Here is a 20,167-nt window from a genome sequence, read left to right on the forward strand (position 1 = left end):
TCTTTGGTATCTAAATATCCCGGGGGTCCGGGGGCAGCGCCCCCGGCTTTGGCTCACGCCACGATCTCGGCGGTTTCCAGCACCGCATGCAGCAGGACATCGGCCCCGCTTGCGGCCCATTCCGGGCTGATCTCTTCGGCCTCGTTATGCGAAAGCCCGTCGACGCAGGGACACATGATCATCACAGTCGGCGCGACCTTGTTCACCCAGCAGGCGTCATGCCCCGCGCCCGAGACGATATCCATGCGGCTATAGCCCAGACGGTCGGCGGCCGAGCGCACCCTCCCGACCAGCCCTTCGTCAAAGGCGGGCGGATCGAATTGCCCAACGATCTGCGACGAGAATTCGCAGCCCAAAGCCTCGCAGATCGCCGGCGCGCGGGCGGCGAATTCCTCGGCCATGGCGAGCAGGGTGGGAAGCAGGTGGCTGCGGAAATCGACCGTGAATACGACCTTTTCCGGAATGACATTGCGGCTGTTCGGGTAGACGTCGATATGGCCGATCGCGCCCACGGCGGCGGGCTGATGCTTCATCGCGATCTCATGGACCAGCTCGGTCAGCTGCGCCAATCCGCGACCGGCATTGCGGCGCATCTTCATCGGCGTCGAGCCGGTATGCTGCCCCTTTCCGGTCACCGTGCATTCAATCCAGCGCAGGCCCTGACCATGGGTCACGACGCCGATCTGCTTGTCCTCGGCCTCAAGGATCGGGCCTTGTTCGATATGATATTCGAACATGGCATGGATCTTGCGGTCGCCCGGTGTCTCCGAGCCCTTCCAGCCGATCCGCGCGAGTTCCTCGCCGAAGCTCTTCCCCTTGGCGTCTTTGCGCGAATAGGCGTCATCCAGATCCAGCACGCCCGCGAAAACCCCCGAGGCCAGCATGGCCGGGGCAAAGCGCGAGCCTTCCTCATTGGTCCAGTTCGTCACCACGATGGGACGGCGCGTCCTGATCCCCAGATCACGGATCGAGCGGATGACCTCCAGCCCCGCCAGAACCCCCAGCACGCCGTCATATTTCCCGCCCGTCGGCTGGGTGTCGAGATGGCTGCCGATATAGACCGGATCGAGGCTTGGATCAGAGCCCTCATGGCGCAAGAACATGCTGCCCATCTGATCGACCGACATGACCATGCCAGCCTCTTCGCACCATGACTGGAACAGGCGGCGGCCCGCGCCATCTTCATCGGTCAGAGCTTGGCGATTATTGCCGCCCGCGATGCCGGGGCCGATCTTGGCCATCTCCATCAAGCTGTCCCAAAGCCTGTCGCCATCGACCTTCATATTGGCTGCGGGCATGACGGCGGTATCCGTTCCGGTCATTCGTCTTCCTTCCTGTCTGACCGCCGCCTTCTTTGGGCGGTCGGTGGATCGGTCGGCGATGTGCCACGGCGACAGCCTTGCGACCCTTTCGCAAATTATTGACCATTTGGTCAGGATCAGGCTAGCACGGGTCTATAGGCAGTCAAGCGCCGCGATACCCGCCTTTCGGACGATCCGCGCCTTTCACGGAAAACCCATGCAGGAACAGCCCCGCAGGCAAAGCCGCATCCAGAAAAGGAACCGCGAGGTGATCCTGACGGCGGCGTTGCGCGAATTTTCGGCAGGCGGCTTCGCCGGCACGACCATCGACCAGATCGCCGAAGCGGCGGGACTGTCAAAGCCCAACGTGCTGTATTATTTCCAATCCAAGGAGGCGATCCACAGCGCTCTTCTGCGCGGGCTGTTGGACTTGTGGCTTGGCCCCTTGCGCGATTTGCAGGCAGAGGGCGACCCCAGGGAGCAGATCCTTGCCTATGCCCGGCGCAAGCTGGAAATGTCGCGCGATTACCCGCAGGAAAGCCGCCTTTTCGCCAATGAGGTGCTGCAAGGCGCGGACCGGTTGCAGCCGATCTTGGGTGGCGAATTGCGAGAACTGGTCGAGGAGAAATCCGCTTTGATCGCGGGCTGGATCGCCGAGGGCCGCATCGCCGAGGTCGATCCGCATCACCTGCTGTTCTCGATCTGGGCGCTGACCCAGCATTATGCCGATTTCGAGGTACAGGTCAGGGCCGTACTCGGCCCCGATCACGATCCTTTTGCCGAGGCTCAGATCTTTCTGGACCAGCTTTACTTGCGCCTGCTGACGCCTCAGCCTCGGGAATAGACATCCTCGTAGCGCACGATGTCATCTTCGCCCAGGTAAGCGCCGGTCTGGACCTCGATCAGCACCATCGGCACCTTGCCGGGATTTTCCATGCGATGCACCGCGCCCAGAGGCACATAGATCGACTGGTTTTCCGTCACCAGTGTCACGGTCTCGTTCACGGTCACCTTGGCGGTGCCGCTGACCACGATCCAATGTTCCGAGCGGTGGAAATGCGATTGAAGCGACAGGGCCGCGCCGGGATTGACGACGATGCGCTTCACCTGAAAGCGGTCGGCCAGAGCCAGCGTCTCGAACCAGCCCCAAGGGCGGTGATCGCGCAGGAAGGTCTCGGCCTGACGCGCGCCTTTGGATTTCAGTGCCGAGACAGCCTTCCTGACCTCTTGCGCGCGATCCATGCCCGCGACCAGCACCGCGTCATTGGTCGCGACCACCATCACGTCCTGAAGTCCGATGCCGACGATCTCGATCCCCTCATCCTGCGAGCGCAGCAGCACATTGTCGCATTCGATCGCGGTCGAGCGCGGATCGGTGACATTGCCGCGCGGGGCGGGCGCGCCGTCCTGTGCCTCGCGCCAGACCGCGTCCCAACCGCCGAGATCCGACCAATGGCCCGAGAAGCGCACGACCGACAGGTTGTCCGCCTTTTCCAGCACCGCATAGTCGATGGACAGATCGGGCAGCGCGTCCCAGGGCGCGGATGCGATGCGTAGGAAGCCCAGATCAGTCCGGGCCTCGGCCAGAGCTTGCTCGACGGGCTCGATGAATTCTGGGGCGTATTCACGGAAAGCCTCGATCATGGCCCATGCGGAAAACAGGAAGATGCCCGCATTCCACAGGTAATTACCCTCGGCGAGCATGGTTTGAGCCGTGGCGAGATCCGGCTTTTCGACGAAACGGCGAAGCTGCACCGGACCCTCGCCCGAAGCGGCGGCCTCCATATAGCCATAGCCGGTCTCGGGTCGGGTCGGGGTGATCCCGAAGGTCACAATCTGGCCCATCTGCGCCGCCGGGATGCCCAGTTCGACCGCGCGGGTAAAGGCCTCGGCATCGGGGACGACATGATCCGAAGGGGCGACCAGCAGCAGCCCCTCGGGATCGGTCCGGGCCACGGTCAGGGCGGCGGCGAGGATGGCGGGTGCGGTGTTGCGTCCCGAGGGCTCGATCAGGATCGCCGAAGGGGCAATCCCGATCTGGTCCAATTGCTCGGCCACGATGAAGCGGAAATCGGCATTGGTCATCACCAATGGCGCGCCATAGCGCGGCCCGGACAGCCTGCGGGCCGAGGCCTGGAACAGCGATTCCTCGCCGATCAGCGGCGCGAATTGCTTGGGAAAGCTCTTGCGCGAGACGGGCCAGAGCCGCGTGCCCGATCCGCCAGCCAAAAGAACAGGGGTCAATTGCATGCCATCACTCCCTCGTGGCGGTCTCGTTCTTCCCGTCAGGCATCTTATCCGACGGGAAAATCCTTTGGGCAAGCATCCTTGCCCCGATCAGTAGCCGCGCGCGGGGTCGACGAGGTGAAGCAGCGTCTCGCCGCGCATGGCGCGACGCAGGTTTTCAGCCGCGATCCGGGCCGCCGTGGCGGGCCGGGTCTCGGCGGCGATATGGGGCGTGACGGTGATGCGGGGATGCGACCAGAAGGGATGATCCGGGGGCAGGGGCTCGGTCTTGAAGACATCCAGCACGGCATGTCCGGGGCGGTCTTGTTCCAGCGCCGCGAGCAGGGCAGTTTCGTCGATCAGCGTGCCGCGCCCGGCATTGATCAGCGTGGCCCCCTTGGGCAGCAGGGCAAGGCGGCTTGCATCGAGCAGATCGCGCGTTGCGGGCGTGTCGGGCAGAAGGCAGATCAGGATATCGGCGCGGGATAGGGCTTCGCCCAGTCGGTTCTGCGCCAACACCTCGATGCCCGCGACAGGGCGGCCCGATTGCGACCAGCCGGTGACCGCGAAGCCCAGATCCGACAGCGTCCCCGCCACCGCGCTGCCAAGCTCGCCCATGCCCAGCACCGTCACCCGCCGCTCGGTGGCCAAGGGTGGGGTCTGCCCCTGCCGCCAGATCCCGTCCTGTGGGTAAAGATCCATGCCCAGATGGGCGCGCATCGTCCAGCCGGTGCAATATTCGACCATACCCTGCGCAAGGCCCGGATCGACCATGCGGCACAAGGGCTGGGTCAGGCTCGAATTGGTCACGATGCGCTCGACCCCGGCCCAGAGGCTCTGGACCAGCCGCGCATTCACGAAGGCCGAGAAATCGAGTGGCGTGCCATCCTCGGGATAGCCGGGCGCATAGATCAGCGCGTCGAAGCTTTCGGGCGCGCCCTTGCGGCAAAGCTTGATCTCGGGGCAGGCGGCCTGCAAGGCCGGTGCCCAATCGTCCCAAAGCCGGGTAGGGGCCGCGAAGAGCACCCGCATTCTAGCGCGGCCTGTGGACATGGGCGGATTGCAGGATGCCAAAGCCCATCAAGAGGATCATCAACGAAGTCCCGCCATAGCTGACCAGCGGCAGGGGCGAGCCCTTGGCGGGCAGCATCCCCATCACCGTCGCCATATTGATCGAGAAATACAAAAAGAACGTCCCCGCGATCCCGATGGTCAAAAGGCTGGCGAAACGGTCCCGGTTGGTGAGCGCCGAATGCAGGCAGAAGCCCAGGATCAGGACGTAAAGCAGAAGCAGGGTTCCCGCGCCGACAAAGCCGAATTCCTCGGCCAGCGAGGTAAAGATGAAATCGGTATGCTTCTCGGGCAGGAAGTTCAGCCGCGACTGCGTTCCCTGCATGAAGCCCCGGCCCGACCAGCCGCCGGAACCCAGCGCGATCTGGGCCTGCATGATGTTATAGCCCGCGCCCAAAGGGTCCGAACCGGGGTCGAGAAAAGTGTCGATCCGCTTGAATTGGTAATTATGCAGCAATTGCCAGTCGGTTCCCCGGCTTTCCATCACCGTGGTGATCAGGGCGATCACGATGGCGATGACCGCGCCGAAATACCACAGGCTGACGCCGGCGACGAACATCACGATGCCTCCGCCCGCGATCAGCATGATCGAGGTGCCAAGGTCGGGCTGCATCAGGACCAGCGCGGTCGGGGTCAGGATCAAGAGGACCGGGATCAGCACCCAGAGCGGGCGCGAGACCTTTTCGACCGGCAGCCAGTCGTAATAGGCGGCGAGCGTCATCACGAAGGCGATCTTGGTCAGTTCCGAGGGCTGGATCCGGACCGGGCCAAGCACCAGCCAGCGCTGCGCGCCCATGCCGACATGGCCCATGAGCTCCACGGCGACAAGCAGCAGCACGCAGATCACATAGGCCACGACCGAGATCGAACGCCAGAACCAGATCGGCACGAAGGCGAGAGCGAACATGATCGCCATGCCCGCGGCGAACCGCTCCATCTGGGGCATGGCCCAGCGGTCGATCTCTCCTCCCGAGACCGAGTAGAGCATGAGGAAGCCGATGCAACTAACGGCTGTCACAAGAAAAACTAGCGGCCAGTTCAGGAACAGGATCTTGCGCCAGCCGGTCGGGACACGCTCGACCGTGTAATCGAGGTAACTCATGTCAGGCCTTCGCTCGGGCGGTCTTGCTGGTCGGTTCGGGCATCAGGTTCATCTTTGACCACATTTCCTCGACCTTGGCGCGTTCGCTGTCCGGATAGGCTGAAAGCGGAGGCAGCCCGTCGGCCAGCGCAAACAGCATGATATCGCGGGCGATGGGCGCGGCCACGGCCGAGCCGCCGCCGCCATGTTCGACCACGACGGAGACCACGTATCGCGGCATGTCATAGGGAGCAAAGCAGACGAACAGGGCATGGTCGCGCCGGTTCCAGGGCAATTGGTCATTCGAGATCACGCCGCGCGCACGTTCCGCCGCGGTGATGTTGCGCACCTGGCTGGTGCCGGTCTTGCCTGCCATCTGCCATTCCGGCGCGACGATCCGGGCGCGCCGCGCCGTGCCATGGCTGCCATTCATCACCGCGTCCATCCCGCCCCGCGCGGTGCGCAGGTTCAGCGGGTTCAGTCCCAGATCGGCGAAATCCGGAACGGGCTGGACCACCCCGTCTATGGCCCGGACAAGGCGCGGAATGACCTCCCGCCCGGTCGCCACGCGCGCCGTCATCACCGCAAGCTGCAAGGGCGAGGCCAGCACATAGCCCTGTCCGATCGAGGCGTTGATGCTGTCCCCGACCTGCCATTCCTGTTGATATCGCGCCATTTTCCAGGCGCGGTCCGGTGCGATCCCCTCGGTGATCGCGGACATTGGCAGGTCATGGCGCACGCCGATGCCCAAGCGCCGCGCCATCGCGGCGATGCGGTCGATGCCGACCTTTTGCGCCAGTTCGTAATAATAGACGTCGCAGGATTGCTCGAGGCTGCGGATGGCATCCACCGTGCCATGGCCGCCCCTGCTCCAGCAGTGAAAGCGGCGGCCCGCGACCTGCGTATATCCGGGACAGAAAAAGCGCGAACCGGGATTGATCACCCCGGCTTCCAGCCCGGCGAGCAGCGTTACCATCTTGAAGGTCGAGCCGGGCGGATAGGCACCCTGCACGGTCTTATCCGCAAGCGGGCGGTGATCGTGCTTCATCAAATCCTTGTAATCGACCGAACTGATCCCGCGGACAAACTTGTTCGGATCGAAATTCGGCGAGGAGGAGATCGCGACGATATCGCCATTGGTCACGTCGATGACCACCGCGGCGGCGCTTTCCGTGCCCAGTCGCTGGGCCGCGAAATTCTGCAGCCGCGCGTCCAGCGTTGTCTGGATGGTCGCGCCCTGCTGGCCCTCTTGCCGGGACAGTTCGCGCATCTCGCGCCCGGCGCTGTTGACCTCGACACGGCGGTTTCCGGCCTTGCCGCGCAATTCCTCTTCGAGCTTGGCCTCGAGCCCGATCTTGCCCAGTTGGAACTCGGGCAGGCGCAGAACCGGGTCGGGATTCTCGATCTTGGACAGGTCGTAATCCGAGACCGGGCCGACATATCCCAGAACATGCGCGAAATCCCCGGCGCGCGGATAGCTGCGCGAAAGCCCGGATTCCGGCGTCACGCCGGGCAAAGCCGGGGCATTCAACGCGATCGAGGAGAATTCCTGCCAGGTCAGGCGATCGGCCACCATGACCGGCGTCACCGCGCTGCGGCGGCGGATCTCGGCCAGCAACTCGGCGGCCTGCCGGTCGCTCATCGGGATGATCCGCCGCAGCCGGGCCACCACGGTCGATATCTCGCCGGCATCCTCGCGGGTAAGGGTGACGCGGTAATTCTGCTCATTTCCGGCGATGATGGTGCCATTGCGGTCCAGGACCAGCCCGCGCGCCGGAGGCAGCAGGCGGATCTTGATCGAATTTCCGTCCGAGAGCAGGCGATACTGGTCGGCATGTTCAAGCTGCATCGAACGCAGCTTGAGCCCCAGCGTGCTGATGACGGCGGCCTGGATCACGCCCAGCATGAGAACGCGACGCGAGATCAGCCGGCTGCTTTCGGCGATTTCCTTTTGCGACTTGCGCATGGCTCAGCGTTGCCTCGTTTCGGTATCGACCAGGCTGCGGCGCAGGCCCAAAGGCCAGCGCATCAGCCCGACGACGACGGGATAGGCCGCCGTCGTGGCGATGAATTGCAGGATCGCCTGACCCAGCGGAGGCCGGGGCAGGAAGAACAGCGCAAGGGCAAAGCGATAGGCCAGCAGCATCAGCGCCAGCAAGATCGCCACCCGCAGCCATTCAACCATGAATGGCAGTTCCCGCCAATGCTGCTCGCGGCGGCGCGCGGCCTCGGTGCCCATAACGACGATCGCGGCCCAAAGCCCGAGCGGGCGCAACAGCAACACGTCCTCGAGCAGGAACAAAAGGGCGATCAGCAGGACCGGAGCCTGCTCGGGCCGTCGCAGCACCCAGCCCAGGGTCAGGCAGACCGCGAGGTCCGGGCCCGGCCAGACCACCCGGCCGGGATTGAGCGGGATCAGCCGCAGAAAGAGAAGGGCGAGAAACAGCAGGATGAACAGGATCAGCCCGGCCAGACGGTGGCGGCGGGCCTGCTCAATCATTGTCCTGCCCGTCCGGGTTGGCTTCGGTGTTCAGGATCGGAGGTTCCGGGGCGGTGGCCTCGGCGGGGATTTGCGCGGCGGGGTCGATATCCATGGCAGGCGGCATCGGCGGGCCGATGAACTCCGCCGGAGGCGGCGGGATCAACAGCCCGGTATCGGCAAGCCGCTCGGAGGGGTGGCTGCGCAGCACGCGCAGGAATTCCAGCCGCCCGTAATCGGCGGCAAGCCGCACCCGCAGCCTGCCATCGCTGGCCTGTGCGACCTGCCCGACGGGCAGGCCCGGCGGAAAGACCCCGCCATCGCCCGAACTGATGACCCGATCGCCGGGGCGCAGGTTCTCGGGGCTCTCGATGAAATCGAGCGCCGGGAAGGCGGTATTATCGCCGCTCAGCAGCGCATGTTGCCCCGAAGGCAGGATATTGACCGGAATCCTGCTCGAGGGATCGGTCAGCAGCATGACCCGGCTGGTGGTCTGGCCGACGCCGGAAATGCGGCCGACCAGTCCCAGCCCGTCCATCGTGGCCCAGCCGTCCAGGATGCCGTCCCGCGCGCCGACATTGAGCAGCACCGATTGCCGGAACGCCGTGCCGCTATCGGTCAGCACCACCCCCGAAACCGAGGTCAGTGCCGGGTCGATGCGGACATTATTCTGCGCCTGCAGCTTGGCATTTTCCTGTTCAAGCTGGACGGCGGCCTCTTTCCAGGCCGACATCTTCTGCAACTCGCGCCGCAATTCCTGGTTCTGCTCATAGAGCCGGGCATAGGATTCGAAGCCGGCGACCATGCGGCTGAGCCGCGTGACCGGGGCCATGGCCCATTCGAAGCCGGGCACGAAGCGGTCGATCACCATGGACCGGATCCGTTCGGCGCGGGGGCTGTCGATCTGCCAGAACAGGAAGATCGACAGCAGCAGCAGGATCAGCAGCGAAACGAGGATGCGCCGGACCGGAGCCACATAATCAGGGCCCTTGCGTGCCACAGCCTGTCCCCGATCAGCTGTCGTAATCGATGACGTGGCGCAGCTGCTTCTCGAATTCCAGCGCCTTGCCGGTGCCAAGCGCGACGCAGCTCATCGGCTGGTCGGCCAGCGTGATCGAGAGACCGGTCTGCTCGCGCAGCGCCAGATCCAGATCGCCCAGCATCGCGCCGCCGCCGGTCAGCATGACGCCGCGATCGACGATGTCTGCAGCCAGATCCGGAGGAGTAGCTTCCAGCGCGACCATGACGGCCTCGCAGATCTGCTGCACCGGCTCGGCCAGCGCCTCGGCGACCATGGCCTGGGTGATCTCCATTTCCTTGGGGATACCATTGAGCAGGTCGCGACCGCGCACCATGATGGTGGCGCCACGGCCATCATCGGGCATGCGGGCGGTGCCGATTTGGGTCTTGACGCGCTCGGCAGTCGATTCGCCGATCAACAGGTTGTGGTTGCGGCGCAGATAGTTGATCAGCGCGTCATCCATGCGGTCGCCGCCGATGCGGACCGAGCGCGCATAGACGACGTCGCCCAGCGACAGGACCGCGACTTCCGTGGTGCCGCCGCCGATATCGACGACCATGCTGCCAGTGGGCTCGGTGATCGGCATGCCCGCGCCGATGGCCGCGGCGATCGGCTCGGCGATCAGGCCCGCCTTGCGGGCGCCTGCGGACAGGACCGACTGGCGGATCGCGCGTTTCTCGACCGGGGTCGCGCCATGCGGGACGCAGACGATGATCTTCGGCTTCGAGAAGGTCGTGCGACGGAACACCTTCTTGATGAAATGCTTGATCATCTCTTCGGCACTGTCGAAATCGGCGATGACGCCTTCGCGCATCGGGCGGATCGCCTCGATGCTGCCGGGGGTGCGGCCGAGCATGAGCTTGGCATCCTCGCCGACGGCCAGGACCTGCTTCTTGCCGTCCTTGACATGATAGGCAACGACCGAGGGCTCATTCAGGATGATCCCCTTGCCCTTGACATAGACCAGCGTGTTCGCGGTGCCGAGGTCGATCGCGATGTCGGTGGAAAACAACCCGCCAAAGGCCATCTGATTATCCCTTCTGCCGTCCCTGCCGTTGACGGCCCTGCCTGCCGTCGTTTGCCGACGGCCATTGTCCGATTTTGCCGATGAATGACTCATCAGGTTGCCGGACGTATATTCCGCGGCATCGTTCTCGGAAACCCTGAATATGCGCAGGTGGCAAGATCCCGTCCGGCTGTGGCCGATTGCGCCGCCCGGATGCATGGCTTGACCCGATCTGACGCTCTGCCTAACAGTGAAAACCAAGCTTAGCCAGTGACATCGGAGACGAGTCTTGCAAGACGCAATCGTGGGGATATGTCGCTTTTCCTTCCTTGGGAAATGCGACTGGGTCGAAACGCGTCCGAAAGAGGGCGGCTCGCCCGAAATTCTGGCCGCCCGCGCCCCGATGCTTTACGCCGAGACCAGGCTGATCCGGCGATTCAAGGCCTTCGAGACCCTCTGCCTGCCCTCGATCAAGGCGCAGACCGATCCGGATTTCCGCTTCTGGATTCTCACCTCTCCGGAAATGCCCGGACCCTGGTTGGAACGGCTGCAAGATCTGTGTGCCGAAGTGCCCCAGATCGAAATCATCGTGTCCGACAAGCGCAGTCCGATGGAAGCGCTGGCAAAGAAGCTCTCTGCCGCTGCGGACGAGGCCGGGCGTCCGGTGATCCAGTTCCGCGTCGATGACGATGACGCCTTCAGCCGCCATCATGTCGCGCGCATCCGCCGCAATGCGCAGCGTTTCTCGGATCTGCCGGGATTCGGCATCAGCTATCCCGAAGGGCTGATCTTTGGCAGCTATGACGGCCAGCCCGTCAGCTTCTGGCGGGGACATCAGGCCTTTGTCGGGGCGGGCGCGGCGGTCCGGATGCGACTTCCGGCCCGATGCATCTATGCGATGAACCATTTCCAGCTCCCGAAGCATTTTCCCGCCTTCACCGATGTGAACGGCTTTGGCTATGTTCAGACGCGCTGGGACGAAGGAGATTCAGCCAGCGTCCTGCGCGAGCAATGGCCGCGCTGGTTCCGCGAAGTCGGGGCGGATGACTTCCAGAAGCTTCTGGCCGATGATTTTCCGTTTTTACAAGGCGTTAACCTAAGTTTCGTCGAGAAAGCCGAGGTCGGCTAGGCCGCCCTGCGGCGGCGTCTCGCCGTGGGATACCGGCCCGCTTTTGGGGCCGGTATCCGGTATTCGATCAATGCGAATACATGCTGACCTGTTTGGCGTCGGCATTCTCACCGACCATTTCGCGACGAACCTTCAGTCGGTTCAGCGCGCCGACATAGGCCTTGACGCTGGCAAGGATCGTGTCGGTATCGGCGGCTTGACCGTTGGCGATGCGGCCTTCTTCCTCCATGCGGACGCTGACCGTCGCCTGCGCGTCCGTGCCCTCGGTCACGGCATGGACCTGATAGAGTTGCAGCACGGCATGATGCGGCCAGATCGCCTTGACGGCGTTGAAGCAGGCATCGACGGGGCCGTCGCCCTCGGCATGGACGGTCTTTTCCTCGCCGCCGACGATCATGGTCAGGTCGGCCGACTGGCCGTCGCTGCCGCAGACCACGCGCAGATGCTTGACCTGCAGATAGTCGCTGTCGGTATTGGCGGCGCTGTCCTGCATCAGCGCGACCAGATCGTCGTCATAAACTTCTTTCTTGCGGTCGGCCAAGGCCTTGAAGCGGACGAAGACGTCCTTCAGCTGGTTGTCACCGACCTCGTAGCCCAGATCATTCAGCTTCGAGCGCAGGGCTGCGCGGCCCGAATGCTTGCCCAGAACGATATTGGCCTCGTTCAGACCGATATCGGCGGGGCGCATGATCTCGAAGGTCTCGACGTTTTTCAGCACGCCATCCTGATGAATGCCCGATTCATGCAGGAAGGCGTTCTTGCCGACGATGGCCTTGTTGAACTGGACCGCAAAGCCCGAAACTTGGCTGACGCGGCGCGAGATGCCCATGATCTTGGTGGTGTCGATCTGCGTGTCATAGGGCATGATGTCGTGACGCACCTTCAGCGCCATGACGACCTCTTCCAGAGCGGTATTGCCCGCACGCTCGCCCAGACCGTTGATCGTGCATTCGATCTGGCGCGCACCAGCCTCGACGGCAGCCAGAGAGTTCGCCGTCGCCATGCCCAGATCGTTATGGCAATGGGTGGCGAAGATGATGTCGTCCGCACCCGGCACGCGCTCGAGCAGCATCTTGATCAGCGCGGCGGATTCGCGCGGCGCGGTATAGCCCACGGTGTCGGGGATATTGATCGTGGTGGCACCGGCCTTGATCGCGATCTCGACGACTCGGCACAGGTAGTCATGTTCGGTCCGGGTCGCGTCCATCGGCGACCATTGCACGTTGTCGCAGAGGTTGCGGGCATGGGTCACGGTCTGGTGAATGCGCTCGGCCATCTGGTCCATGTCCAGATTGGGAATGGCGCGGTGCAGCGGCGAGGTGCCGATGAAGGTGTGGATGCGCGGCTGGCGGGCGTGTTTCACGGCCTCCCAGCAGCGGTCGATATCGGGCAGCTGGGCACGGGCCAGACCGCAGATCACCGAGTTTTTCGACAGCTTGGCGATCTCACTGACGGCGGCAAAATCGCCTTCCGAGGCGATCGGGAAGCCGGCCTCGATGATGTCCACGCCCATCTCATCGAGCATCTGGGCGATTTCCAGCTTCTCGGCATGGGTCATGGTGGCGCCGGGCGACTGCTCGCCGTCACGCAGGGTGGTGTCGAAAATCCAGACGCGGTTCTTGTCGGTCATTTTTGGGGAATCCTTCGTTACGCTTGCTGTTCCGGGCGCAGCCAAACTGAGCGGTGGCCCGGAGACCCGCTCAGCGCAGCGTAAGAAGAAGGAGACCGCGGAGATTCACGGCGAAACGCGCGCCGATCTGCGCGTTCTGGGCCGTGGCGATGTGTCGCATCCGAGTCATGGCGCGGACTATAGAACCGACGTGGCGTCATTGAAAAGATGGAAATGACTGCGGACTGTCATTTTCTACCCGAGAATCGAGAAAGGCGGCGCAAACCTGCGCCGCCTTTCGAAAATTTGGCAGAAGCTTAAAGCGCGCGCCAGCCGATGTCGCGGCGATAAAAGCCGCCCGGCCAGTCGATCGCATCGGCCAGCGCATAGGCTTCAGCGTGCGCCTCAGCAAGGTTAGCGCCGCGCCCGGTGGCGGCCAGAACACGGCCGCCAGTGGCAATCAGCTTGCCGTCTTGTTCCGAAGTTCCGGCATGGAAGACCATATGCGCCGAATCCTCGGGCAGGGTGTCGAGGCCGCGGATCTCGGTGCCTTTCTCATAGCTGCCGGGATAGCCCTTGGCGGCTAGCACCACGGTCAGGGCGTGATCGTCGGCCCAGTTCACTTGCATCTCGGCCAGACGGCCTTCGGCGCAGGCAAGGATCAGGTCGAGCGCCTGCGCGCCAAGGCGCATCATCAGCACCTGACATTCCGGATCGCCGAAACGCACATTGTATTCGACCAGACGCGCGCGGCCATTCTCGATCATCAGCCCCGCGTAAAGCACCCCCTGGAAGGGCGTTCCGTGCCGCGCCATCTCGGCGACGGTCGGGCGGACGATCTCGGCCATGACGGCGTCCTGGATCTCCTGCGTCAGGACCGGGGCAGGGGAATAGGCCCCCATGCCGCCGGTATTCGGGCCGGTATCGCCGTCGCCGACGCGCTTGTGGTCCTGCGCGGTGCCGATGGGCAGGCAGTCCTTGCCGTCGCAAAGGATGAAGAAGCTGGCCTCTTCGCCCGCCATGAACTCCTCGATCACGACTTCCGCCCCGGCAGCGCCAAAGGCCCCGCCAAAGGCGTCGTCGATGGCGGCGATGGCCTCGGCCTCAAGCATGGCCACAGTCACGCCCTTGCCAGCGGCCAGACCATCGGCCTTGATCACGATGGGGGCGCCCTTTTCGCGGATATAGGCGCGGGCGGGCTCGGCGGCGTCAAAACGTGCCCAAGCGGCGGTCGGCGCGGCACATGCGTCGCAGACCTCTTTGGTGAAGCTTTTCGATGCCTCCAGCATCGCTGCCGCTTTGGACGGGCCAAAGGCCAGAATGCCCGCCGCGCGCAGGTCATCGGCGACGCCTGCGGCCAAGGGGGCCTCGGGGCCGATCACCACGAGGTCGATGGCGTTTTCCTCGCAAAAGCCGATCACGGCGGGGCCCGACAGGATGTCCAGATCGGCCAGACGGGCAAGGCTTGCCATGCCGGGATTGCCGGGGGCCACGAACAGCCTGTCGCATTTCGGATTCTGCCGGATCGCCCAGGCCAGCGCATGTTCGCGCCCGCCGCTGCCGAGGATCAGGATGTTCATGTGAAGGCCCCTTCTGCGGATGTCACGCGCCTGATAGGAACTGGCGTGCTTCGGATCAATCCGAAACTTCCCTTGAACCCCACGCGAACCCGCGCCAGAACCGGCATATGGAACTATTCGAAGACAGCCCCGCTGGCAGCAACGCCCCCGAATTCACCGTCTCCGAGATCTCGGGTGCGGTCAAACGCGTGCTCGAAGGCGAGTTTGGCCGCGTCCGCGTCAGGGGCGAAATCGGCCGCGTCTCGCGCCCATCCTCGGGGCATGTCTATTTCGATCTCAAGGATGACCGCTCGGTCATCGCCGCGGTGTCGTGGAAAGGGCAGGCCGCGAAGCTTGCTACGCGTCCCGAGGAGGGCATCGAGGTCATCGCCACAGGCCGCCTGACCACCTTCCCCGGCCAGTCGAAATACCAGCTGATTGTTGATGAGATCGAGCCCGCAGGCGCGGGCGCGCTGATGATGATGCTGGAAAAGCGCCGCAAGGCGTTGGCCGCCGAGGGACTGTTCGACGAGGCGCGCAAGCGCCCGCTGCCCTATCTGCCGCGCGTGATCGGCGTCGTGACATCGCCTTCGGGCGCGGTGATCCGCGACATCCTGCACCGGCTGCGCGACCGCTTCCCGACCCGCGTGCTGATCTGGCCCGTGGCCGTGCAGGGCGAGGCCTGCGCCCCGCAGGTCACCAACGCGATCCAAGGCTTCAACGCGCTCGACCCCGATGGCCCGATCCCGCGCCCCGATCTGATCATCGTCGCGCGGGGCGGCGGCAGCCTCGAAGACCTGTGGGGCTTCAACGAGGAATCCGTCGTCCGCGCGGCTGCCGCGAGCCAGATCCCGCTGATCTCGGCGGTGGGGCATGAAACCGACACCACGCTGATCGACTTCGCCTCGGACCGGCGCGCCCCGACGCCGACCGCCGCCGCCGAGATTGCCGTGCCGGTCCGCGCCGATCTGGCGGCGCGTCTGGCCGAAAGCGCGGCGCGCATGATGCGCGCGAGCCAACAGCGCCAGCAGCGTCAGCGCCACCGCCTGACGGATCTGGCGCGCGCGCTTGGCCGCCCTCAGGCCCTGACCGATCCGGCGCGGCAACGCTTCGATCTGATCTCGATGCGGCTTGAGCCCGCGCTGCGGGCCTTCATGCGCAGCCGCCGCGACCGGCTGAGTGCAATGCCTTTGTCGCTCTCGGCGCTACGCAGCGGCTTGCGTCACCGTCAGGATCGGCTAGGGGACCAGACTCGCCGCCTGCATATTGGCAGCACGCGCGACAGCCTGCGTCGCCGCGAAAAACTGACCGATCTCGCCGCGCGTCTCGACCGCTCGCGCAGCCGCGCTTTGGCCGATGCGGCGCGACAGATTGCCCGGCAAAAGCAGGAAGTGGCGACCCTTGCCCGCAGGCTCGACGGGACGTCGGCGCGCATCCTGCCGCCGCGCCGCGAAAGCCTCGAGAAGCTGGACCGCTTGCGGCTGACCTTGGGCTATACCGAGACACTGCGCCGCGGCTATGCGGTCGTGCATGGCCCCTCGGGCCTAATCACTTCGGCGCAGCAGGCCGCCGAGACCCCGCGCTTCGAGATCGAATTCGCCGATGGTCGCACCCCGGTCCGCCCCGAAGGCCCTTCGGGCAAACCCGCGCGGGCGGAGAAACCTTCGAAGGACCAGAAGTCTCTCTTCTGAGCTTCTTTCTTGCTGAAATATCCCGGGGGTTCGGGGGCAGCGCCCCCGCCCTTCAGCGCAGCGTCTCGCGCGGGCGCAGGGCCAGCCATAGAAGCGCCGCCCCCGCCAGCACGAGGAAAGGCAGCATCGCGAGATTGACCGCCGACCAGCCCTCGCGCGGCGTCCCTCCCGAGCAGTTCATCAGCCCGCCCGAGGACAGCGAGGCCAGAAACACCCCGCCGAAGACAGCGGCATCGTTCAGTCCCTGCACGCGCTCGCGCTCTTCCGGGCGATAGGCGCGGGTCAGCATCGAGGTCGCGCCGATGAAGCCGAAATTCCAGCCCAAACCCAGAAGGATCATCGCGCCGTAGAAATGCGCGAGATCGACACCGGAGAGCGCGACAGCCCCGGCTGCCGCGAGGATCGCGAGGCCCAGCATGACAATGCGCGTCGTGCCGAAACGCGCGATCAGGTGACCGGTGAAAAAGGACGGCGCGAACATGGCGACGACATGGCCAGAGACGATATTGGCCGCGTCTGAGGTGTGAAATCCGCAGCCAACGATTGCCAATGGGGCCGAGGTCATCACCAGATTCATCAGCGCATAGGACACCATGGCGCAGATCACTGCGACCGCGATCCGGGGATCGCGCAGTAAGGCGCCAAGGCTGCGTCCGCGCGGCGCGTCGCTCGCGCGCGGCTCGGGTTTCGGGATATCGAGAAAGGCGAAGATCAGCGGCGCGAGCAGGTTCAGTCCAATGATCGTGGCATAGGTCGCGAGGAAGGGGACGGCAGTCATCTCGGCGGTCAGCCGCACAAGGATAGGTCCGGTAAAGGCCGCGACCAGTCCTCCGGCCAGCACCCATGAGATGGCGCGGGACTGAAACTCGGGCGGCGCGCAATCCGTAGCGGCAAAGCGGAAAAAGCCCTGTGCCGACATATAGACGCCGATCAGCAGCGTGCTGAAGGTGAAGAGCCAGAAGTTGCCCGCCATCACGGCATAGGAAGACAGCGCCGCGCCCAGAGCCGCCAGAAGCGATGCGAGCAGGAAACCTGCTCTCCTGCCATATTGCGCCATGAAGCCCGCAAGCGGGCGCGCCGACAAAGCCGAGCCCAGTACCAGCATCGACAAGGGAAGGGTGGCGATGCAGGGATTTGGGCTGAGCATCTGGCCGGTCAGACCGCCGACGATGAAGATCATCGACAGCTGCGCGCCCAGAACGGCCTGCGCGATCAGAAGGACGGTGACATTGCGCCGCGCCCGGCGCAGATCGGGGGCGGCGCTCATGGCTCAGCGCAGGCCGCTGGCCTCGCGGGCGCGGGTCTCGATCGCGTCCCAATTGCCCAAGGCGACATCCTCATCGGGCGAGATCCAGCTTCCGCCGACGCAGATCACATTCGGCAAGGACAGATAGTCGCGGGCATTGCCAAGGCTGACGCCGCCGGTCGGGCAGAAGCTGACCTGCGGCAGGGGCCCGGCCAGCGCCTTGAGGGATTTCGCCCCGCCCGCGGCCTCGGCAGGGAAGAATTTCAGCATGGAATAGCCATATTCCATCGCCCGCATCACCTCCGAGGCGGTGACGGCACCCGGCAGCAGGGGCAGGCCGATCTCCTCGCAGGCGCGCACCAGACGCTCGGTCGCGCCGGGCGAGACGGCGAAGCTCGCGCCGGCATCCTTGGCGCGCTTCGCGTCATCGGGGGTCAGGACGGTCCCCGCGCCGACATGGCCGCCCGGCACCTTGGCCATTTCGCGGATCACATCGAGGGCCGCGGGCGTGCGCAGGGTCACCTCGAGCACCGGCAGACCGCCCGCGACGAGGGCGGTGGCGAGGCCCTCGGCCTTGCCCGCGTCCTTGACGACGAGAACCGGGATCACCGGGGCGAGTTCACAAAGCGCGCGGCTCGTCAGGGATTGGGTCTCAGGCGTCATGGGCGGATCTCCTCGGGGGCAATGCAATTTCGCGGGCAGACTGATCTTTTTCCGCCGCCGGCGCAAGGCTGCCGCGTTTGCGCTAACCGCCGAAGAGCCGCCCGCCGCCGCCGACCGAGGGCCGTGCCGTGCGGGCCGCGCCGAAGCCGCCCCTCTGGCTGACCTGCGCCGCCGACATCGGCGGCTTGCCGAGCGTCGTCGGCGCACGCTGGAAGGTCTGGGGCGCGACCTTGCCGCGGCCGGAATTGCTGGCAAAACTCGTATCGCCCTTGGGCGTCGAATATTGGCCATTCGCGGTGCGCACCATCGGCTGGGAATAGACCCCGCCGCCGCGCGACATCATCGAGCCCATCATGTAGCCCATCAAGAGCGGCATGAAGGAGAAGCCGCCGCCCGACTGTTGGGCCGCCTGATCGCCGCCGCAATTCCCCACGCCATGCTGCTGTTCGCAAAGCTCCTTCGATTCGTAGCGCGGCGCGGTCTCGGCCAGTTCCTGTTGGGCTGCGGTGAAATTCTTGCGGCAGTCGTCTTCGGTGAACCAGAGGCCGTTTTCCTTGCTCGCGGCGATGCAGCTTTCGAGATTTGGAAAGGCCTGCGCATCGACGCGGTCATCCTCGCAGGCGGCAAGGGCGAGGGTCGCGGTGCCAAGAAGTACCAGCGCCACATGGCGCGAGCGTTTGCGTGTCGTCATGGGTCAGCCTTCGATGAAATGCGGCTTGAACCGCGACAGGTTGTGGGTGATCCGGGCGCGATCTTCGCGCAGGCCGATGCCCGCGCAACTCTCGCCCACCATCCATGCGCCGATGACCGGATGGAAGCCCTCGAATTCGGGCAGGGGGGCGAGGCCCTGCAGGATCATCGGATGATGCGAATAGGTCTCGTCCTGCGTATGGGCGGTGGCATGACCGGATTCGAAGATCGTGACCCCGGCCCCCTCGCGCGAGAAGATCGGCTTGGTGACATGGCCCGCCGCGAGAAGCGGCCTTGCCGCCTCGAATGCTTTGGCGACCTGCGACGCGGGCACCCCACCGGTGATCGCGTCCCGCACGTCGTCGAGGAAGAAGGCGGGCAGCAGGTTCGGATGGCCGGGGAACATCTGCCAGAGCAGCGGCAGAAGCCCCTTGTTCGACAGGATCGCCTTCCATGGCGGCTCGATGAAGCGCGCGCCCGAAGGCGCGAGATGCGCCGCGAAATCGTCGCGCAGCATGTCCTCCCACGGGTAAAGCTTGAACAATGCGCCGATCACGCGGGATTCCGCATCGGCGAATTGGCCGTCCTCGGTCAGGCCGATCTGCGCAAGATCGGTGAAATGCGCGCCGAGGCCTGCCTCGCGCGCGGCCCATGCGAGGGTCTCGACGGTTGCGTAATCCTCGGGGTTTTCGGCATCTGCCGCAAAATGCACGTTCTCGCCGGGGGCGAAGATTTCGGCGAAACGGGCGACCAGCGCCTCGTGGATGCCGTTGAACTGGTCTGTGTCGCCGCCCAAAACGCCGAGCGCCTGCTGCTGCTCGAACCAGAGCCATTGGAACGAGGCCGATTCGTAGAGCGAGGTCGGCGTATCGGCATTATATTCCAGCATCTTCGCCGGACCCTTGCCGTCATAGGCCAGATCAAAGCGGCCATAAAGCTCGGGCTCACCCGCGACCCAGCTTGCGGCGACAAGGTCGCGATGCTCGGGCGGGATGGCAAGGCGGTCCAGCCATTCCTCGCTTTGGATCGCGGTGCCGACAGCCTCGCGGCACATGGCATGCAATTCATTCGAGGGGCCTTCCAGATCGGCGTCGATTTCACGAAGGCTGAAATGATAGGCAGAGGTCTCGTCCCAGTAAGGTTCTCCGCCCATATCGGCGAAGGTGAAGCCCAGACGCTGGGCCTCGCTGCGCCAGTCGGGACGCTCGGGCAGGGTCAGTTTGCGCATGTTTTCTCCTTGCCTCCCGAGATGGAGGAGCGCTGCCTCTTGTGCAACCCCGAAGGGCAGCGGCGATCCGTCACGGCAGTCCACCGGCGGGGCGGCGCAAAGCGGGGCTTGCCGGATCAAATCCTTCGGGCCAAGCTGCTGCCATTCAAGCCCCGCAACGACGGGGT

At 64.8% G+C, this 20,167-nt stretch carries 17 protein-coding genes; 3 read left to right on the forward strand and 14 right to left on the reverse strand.

Annotation, left to right across the window (positions count from 1 at the left end; all coding sequences use genetic code 11):
• Positions 1 to 53 precede the first annotated feature (53 nt).
• On the reverse strand, positions 54 to 1,322 hold the full coding sequence (locus ESZ60_RS04945) for a Zn-dependent hydrolase (protein WP_245155581.1): 1,269 nt from the start codon (positions 1,320 to 1,322) through the stop codon (positions 54 to 56).
• Positions 1,323 to 1,518: 196 nt separating this feature from the next.
• On the opposite strand from ESZ60_RS04945, the gene ESZ60_RS04950 reads away from it, so the two are divergent.
• The gene (locus tag ESZ60_RS04950; protein ID WP_134679314.1) at positions 1,519 to 2,145 is read left to right on the forward strand and encodes a TetR family transcriptional regulator C-terminal domain-containing protein; all 627 of its coding nucleotides are present in this window, start codon (positions 1,519 to 1,521) and stop codon (positions 2,143 to 2,145) included.
• Here the strand turns inward: ESZ60_RS04950 and ESZ60_RS04955 are convergent.
• From ESZ60_RS04955 to ESZ60_RS04985, 7 genes are all read right to left on the reverse strand, one after another.
• Positions 2,130 to 3,551 (reverse strand): mannose-1-phosphate guanylyltransferase/mannose-6-phosphate isomerase, encoded by a 1,422-nt coding sequence (locus ESZ60_RS04955; protein WP_134679315.1) that lies wholly within the window; start codon positions 3,549 to 3,551, stop codon positions 2,130 to 2,132. The two genes, ESZ60_RS04950 and ESZ60_RS04955, sit on opposite strands and share 16 nt — an antisense overlap.
• 87 nt (positions 3,552 to 3,638) lie before the next feature.
• Entirely contained in the window at positions 3,639 to 4,559 is a 921-nt protein-coding gene (locus ESZ60_RS04960) for a 2-hydroxyacid dehydrogenase (RefSeq protein WP_134679316.1), read from the reverse strand.
• A gap of 1 nt (position 4,560) precedes the next feature.
• Positions 4,561 to 5,700 (reverse strand): rod shape-determining protein RodA, encoded by a 1,140-nt coding sequence (gene rodA, locus ESZ60_RS04965; RefSeq protein ID WP_134679317.1) that lies wholly within the window; start codon positions 5,698 to 5,700, stop codon positions 4,561 to 4,563.
• A 1-nt stretch (position 5,701) separates the two neighbouring features.
• Positions 5,702 to 7,645: a penicillin-binding protein 2 gene (gene mrdA / locus ESZ60_RS04970; protein WP_134679318.1), complete on the reverse strand. Its 1,944-nt coding sequence runs from the start codon at positions 7,643 to 7,645 to the stop codon at positions 5,702 to 5,704.
• Positions 7,646 to 7,648: 3 nt separating this feature from the next.
• Entirely contained in the window at positions 7,649 to 8,179 is a 531-nt protein-coding gene (locus ESZ60_RS04975; protein ID WP_134679319.1) for a rod shape-determining protein MreD, read from the reverse strand.
• Positions 8,172 to 9,158 (reverse strand): rod shape-determining protein MreC, encoded by a 987-nt coding sequence (gene mreC / locus ESZ60_RS04980; RefSeq protein ID WP_134679320.1) that lies wholly within the window; start codon positions 9,156 to 9,158, stop codon positions 8,172 to 8,174. The genes ESZ60_RS04975 and mreC overlap by 8 nt, the downstream gene beginning before the upstream one ends.
• A 13-nt stretch (positions 9,159 to 9,171) precedes the next feature.
• Positions 9,172 to 10,206: a rod shape-determining protein gene (locus ESZ60_RS04985; protein ID WP_134679321.1), complete on the reverse strand. Its 1,035-nt coding sequence runs from the start codon at positions 10,204 to 10,206 to the stop codon at positions 9,172 to 9,174.
• A gap of 268 nt (positions 10,207 to 10,474) precedes the next feature.
• On the opposite strand from ESZ60_RS04985, the gene ESZ60_RS04990 reads away from it, so the two are divergent.
• Complete coding sequence (locus ESZ60_RS04990) at positions 10,475 to 11,314, forward strand: glycosyltransferase (protein WP_134679322.1); 840 nt, start codon at positions 10,475 to 10,477, stop codon at positions 11,312 to 11,314.
• A gap of 67 nt (positions 11,315 to 11,381) precedes the next feature.
• Here ESZ60_RS04990 and ESZ60_RS04995 read toward each other — a convergent pair whose 3' ends face one another.
• Positions 11,382 to 12,944: a 2-isopropylmalate synthase gene (locus ESZ60_RS04995; protein ID WP_134679323.1), complete on the reverse strand. Its 1,563-nt coding sequence runs from the start codon at positions 12,942 to 12,944 to the stop codon at positions 11,382 to 11,384.
• 296 nt (positions 12,945 to 13,240) lie between these two features.
• Entirely contained in the window at positions 13,241 to 14,503 is a 1,263-nt protein-coding gene (gene purD / locus ESZ60_RS05000) for a phosphoribosylamine--glycine ligase (protein ID WP_134679324.1), read from the reverse strand.
• A 107-nt stretch (positions 14,504 to 14,610) separates the two neighbouring features.
• Between purD and xseA the strand changes: the two genes are divergently transcribed.
• The gene (gene xseA, locus ESZ60_RS05005) at positions 14,611 to 16,173 is read left to right on the forward strand and encodes an exodeoxyribonuclease VII large subunit (protein ID WP_134679325.1); all 1,563 of its coding nucleotides are present in this window, start codon (positions 14,611 to 14,613) and stop codon (positions 16,171 to 16,173) included.
• A gap of 52 nt (positions 16,174 to 16,225) precedes the next feature.
• On the opposite strand, the gene ESZ60_RS05010 is transcribed toward xseA, so the two are convergent.
• The 4 genes from ESZ60_RS05010 to ESZ60_RS05025 all read right to left on the reverse strand — a co-directional run bounded on the left by ESZ60_RS05010 (position 16,226) and on the right by ESZ60_RS05025 (position 20,000).
• A complete protein-coding gene (locus ESZ60_RS05010) occupies positions 16,226 to 17,440 on the reverse strand; it encodes an MFS transporter (protein WP_134679326.1) in 1,215 nt (404 codons plus the stop codon).
• Between the two features lie 3 nt (positions 17,441 to 17,443).
• Entirely contained in the window at positions 17,444 to 18,082 is a 639-nt protein-coding gene (gene eda, locus ESZ60_RS05015; RefSeq protein WP_134679327.1) for a bifunctional 4-hydroxy-2-oxoglutarate aldolase/2-dehydro-3-deoxy-phosphogluconate aldolase, read from the reverse strand.
• An 82-nt stretch (positions 18,083 to 18,164) separates the two neighbouring features.
• Positions 18,165 to 18,773 (reverse strand): DUF1190 domain-containing protein, encoded by a 609-nt coding sequence (locus ESZ60_RS05020; protein ID WP_134679328.1) that lies wholly within the window; start codon positions 18,771 to 18,773, stop codon positions 18,165 to 18,167.
• A 3-nt stretch (positions 18,774 to 18,776) separates the two neighbouring features.
• On the reverse strand, positions 18,777 to 20,000 hold the full coding sequence (locus tag ESZ60_RS05025; protein ID WP_134679329.1) for a glutathionylspermidine synthase family protein: 1,224 nt from the start codon (positions 19,998 to 20,000) through the stop codon (positions 18,777 to 18,779).
• Positions 20,001 to 20,167 lie beyond the last annotated feature (167 nt).

It is taken from the genome of Paracoccus ravus (genome assembly GCF_004522175.1).
Taxonomy (GTDB): Bacteria; Pseudomonadota; Alphaproteobacteria; order Rhodobacterales; family Rhodobacteraceae; genus Paracoccus; species Paracoccus ravus.

Excerpts from the sequence above, each read along its gene's own strand:
- ESZ60_RS04945 (WP_245155581.1), bottom strand. The coding sequence starts at position 1,322 with ATGACCGGAACGGATACCGCCGTCATGCCCGCAGCCAATATGAAGGTC.
- ESZ60_RS04950 (WP_134679314.1), top strand. The coding sequence starts at position 1,519 with ATGCAGGAACAGCCCCGCAGGCAAAGCCGCATCCAGAAAAGGAACCGC.
- ESZ60_RS04955 (WP_134679315.1), bottom strand. The coding sequence starts at position 3,551 with ATGCAATTGACCCCTGTTCTTTTGGCTGGCGGATCGGGCACGCGGCTC.
- ESZ60_RS04960 (WP_134679316.1), bottom strand. The coding sequence starts at position 4,559 with ATGCGGGTGCTCTTCGCGGCCCCTACCCGGCTTTGGGACGATTGGGCA.
- rodA (WP_134679317.1), bottom strand. The coding sequence starts at position 5,700 with ATGAGTTACCTCGATTACACGGTCGAGCGTGTCCCGACCGGCTGGCGC.
- mrdA (WP_134679318.1), bottom strand. The coding sequence starts at position 7,645 with ATGCGCAAGTCGCAAAAGGAAATCGCCGAAAGCAGCCGGCTGATCTCG.
- ESZ60_RS04975 (WP_134679319.1), bottom strand. The coding sequence starts at position 8,179 with ATGATTGAGCAGGCCCGCCGCCACCGTCTGGCCGGGCTGATCCTGTTC.
- ESZ60_RS04985 (WP_134679321.1), bottom strand. The coding sequence starts at position 10,206 with ATGGCCTTTGGCGGGTTGTTTTCCACCGACATCGCGATCGACCTCGGC.
- ESZ60_RS04995 (WP_134679323.1), bottom strand. The coding sequence starts at position 12,944 with ATGACCGACAAGAACCGCGTCTGGATTTTCGACACCACCCTGCGTGAC.
- purD (WP_134679324.1), bottom strand. The coding sequence starts at position 14,503 with ATGAACATCCTGATCCTCGGCAGCGGCGGGCGCGAACATGCGCTGGCC.
- xseA (WP_134679325.1), top strand. The coding sequence starts at position 14,611 with ATGGAACTATTCGAAGACAGCCCCGCTGGCAGCAACGCCCCCGAATTC.
- ESZ60_RS05010 (WP_134679326.1), bottom strand. The coding sequence starts at position 17,440 with ATGAGCGCCGCCCCCGATCTGCGCCGGGCGCGGCGCAATGTCACCGTC.
- eda (WP_134679327.1), bottom strand. The coding sequence starts at position 18,082 with ATGACGCCTGAGACCCAATCCCTGACGAGCCGCGCGCTTTGTGAACTC.
- ESZ60_RS05020 (WP_134679328.1), bottom strand. The coding sequence starts at position 18,773 with ATGACGACACGCAAACGCTCGCGCCATGTGGCGCTGGTACTTCTTGGC.
- ESZ60_RS05025 (WP_134679329.1), bottom strand. The coding sequence starts at position 20,000 with ATGCGCAAACTGACCCTGCCCGAGCGTCCCGACTGGCGCAGCGAGGCC.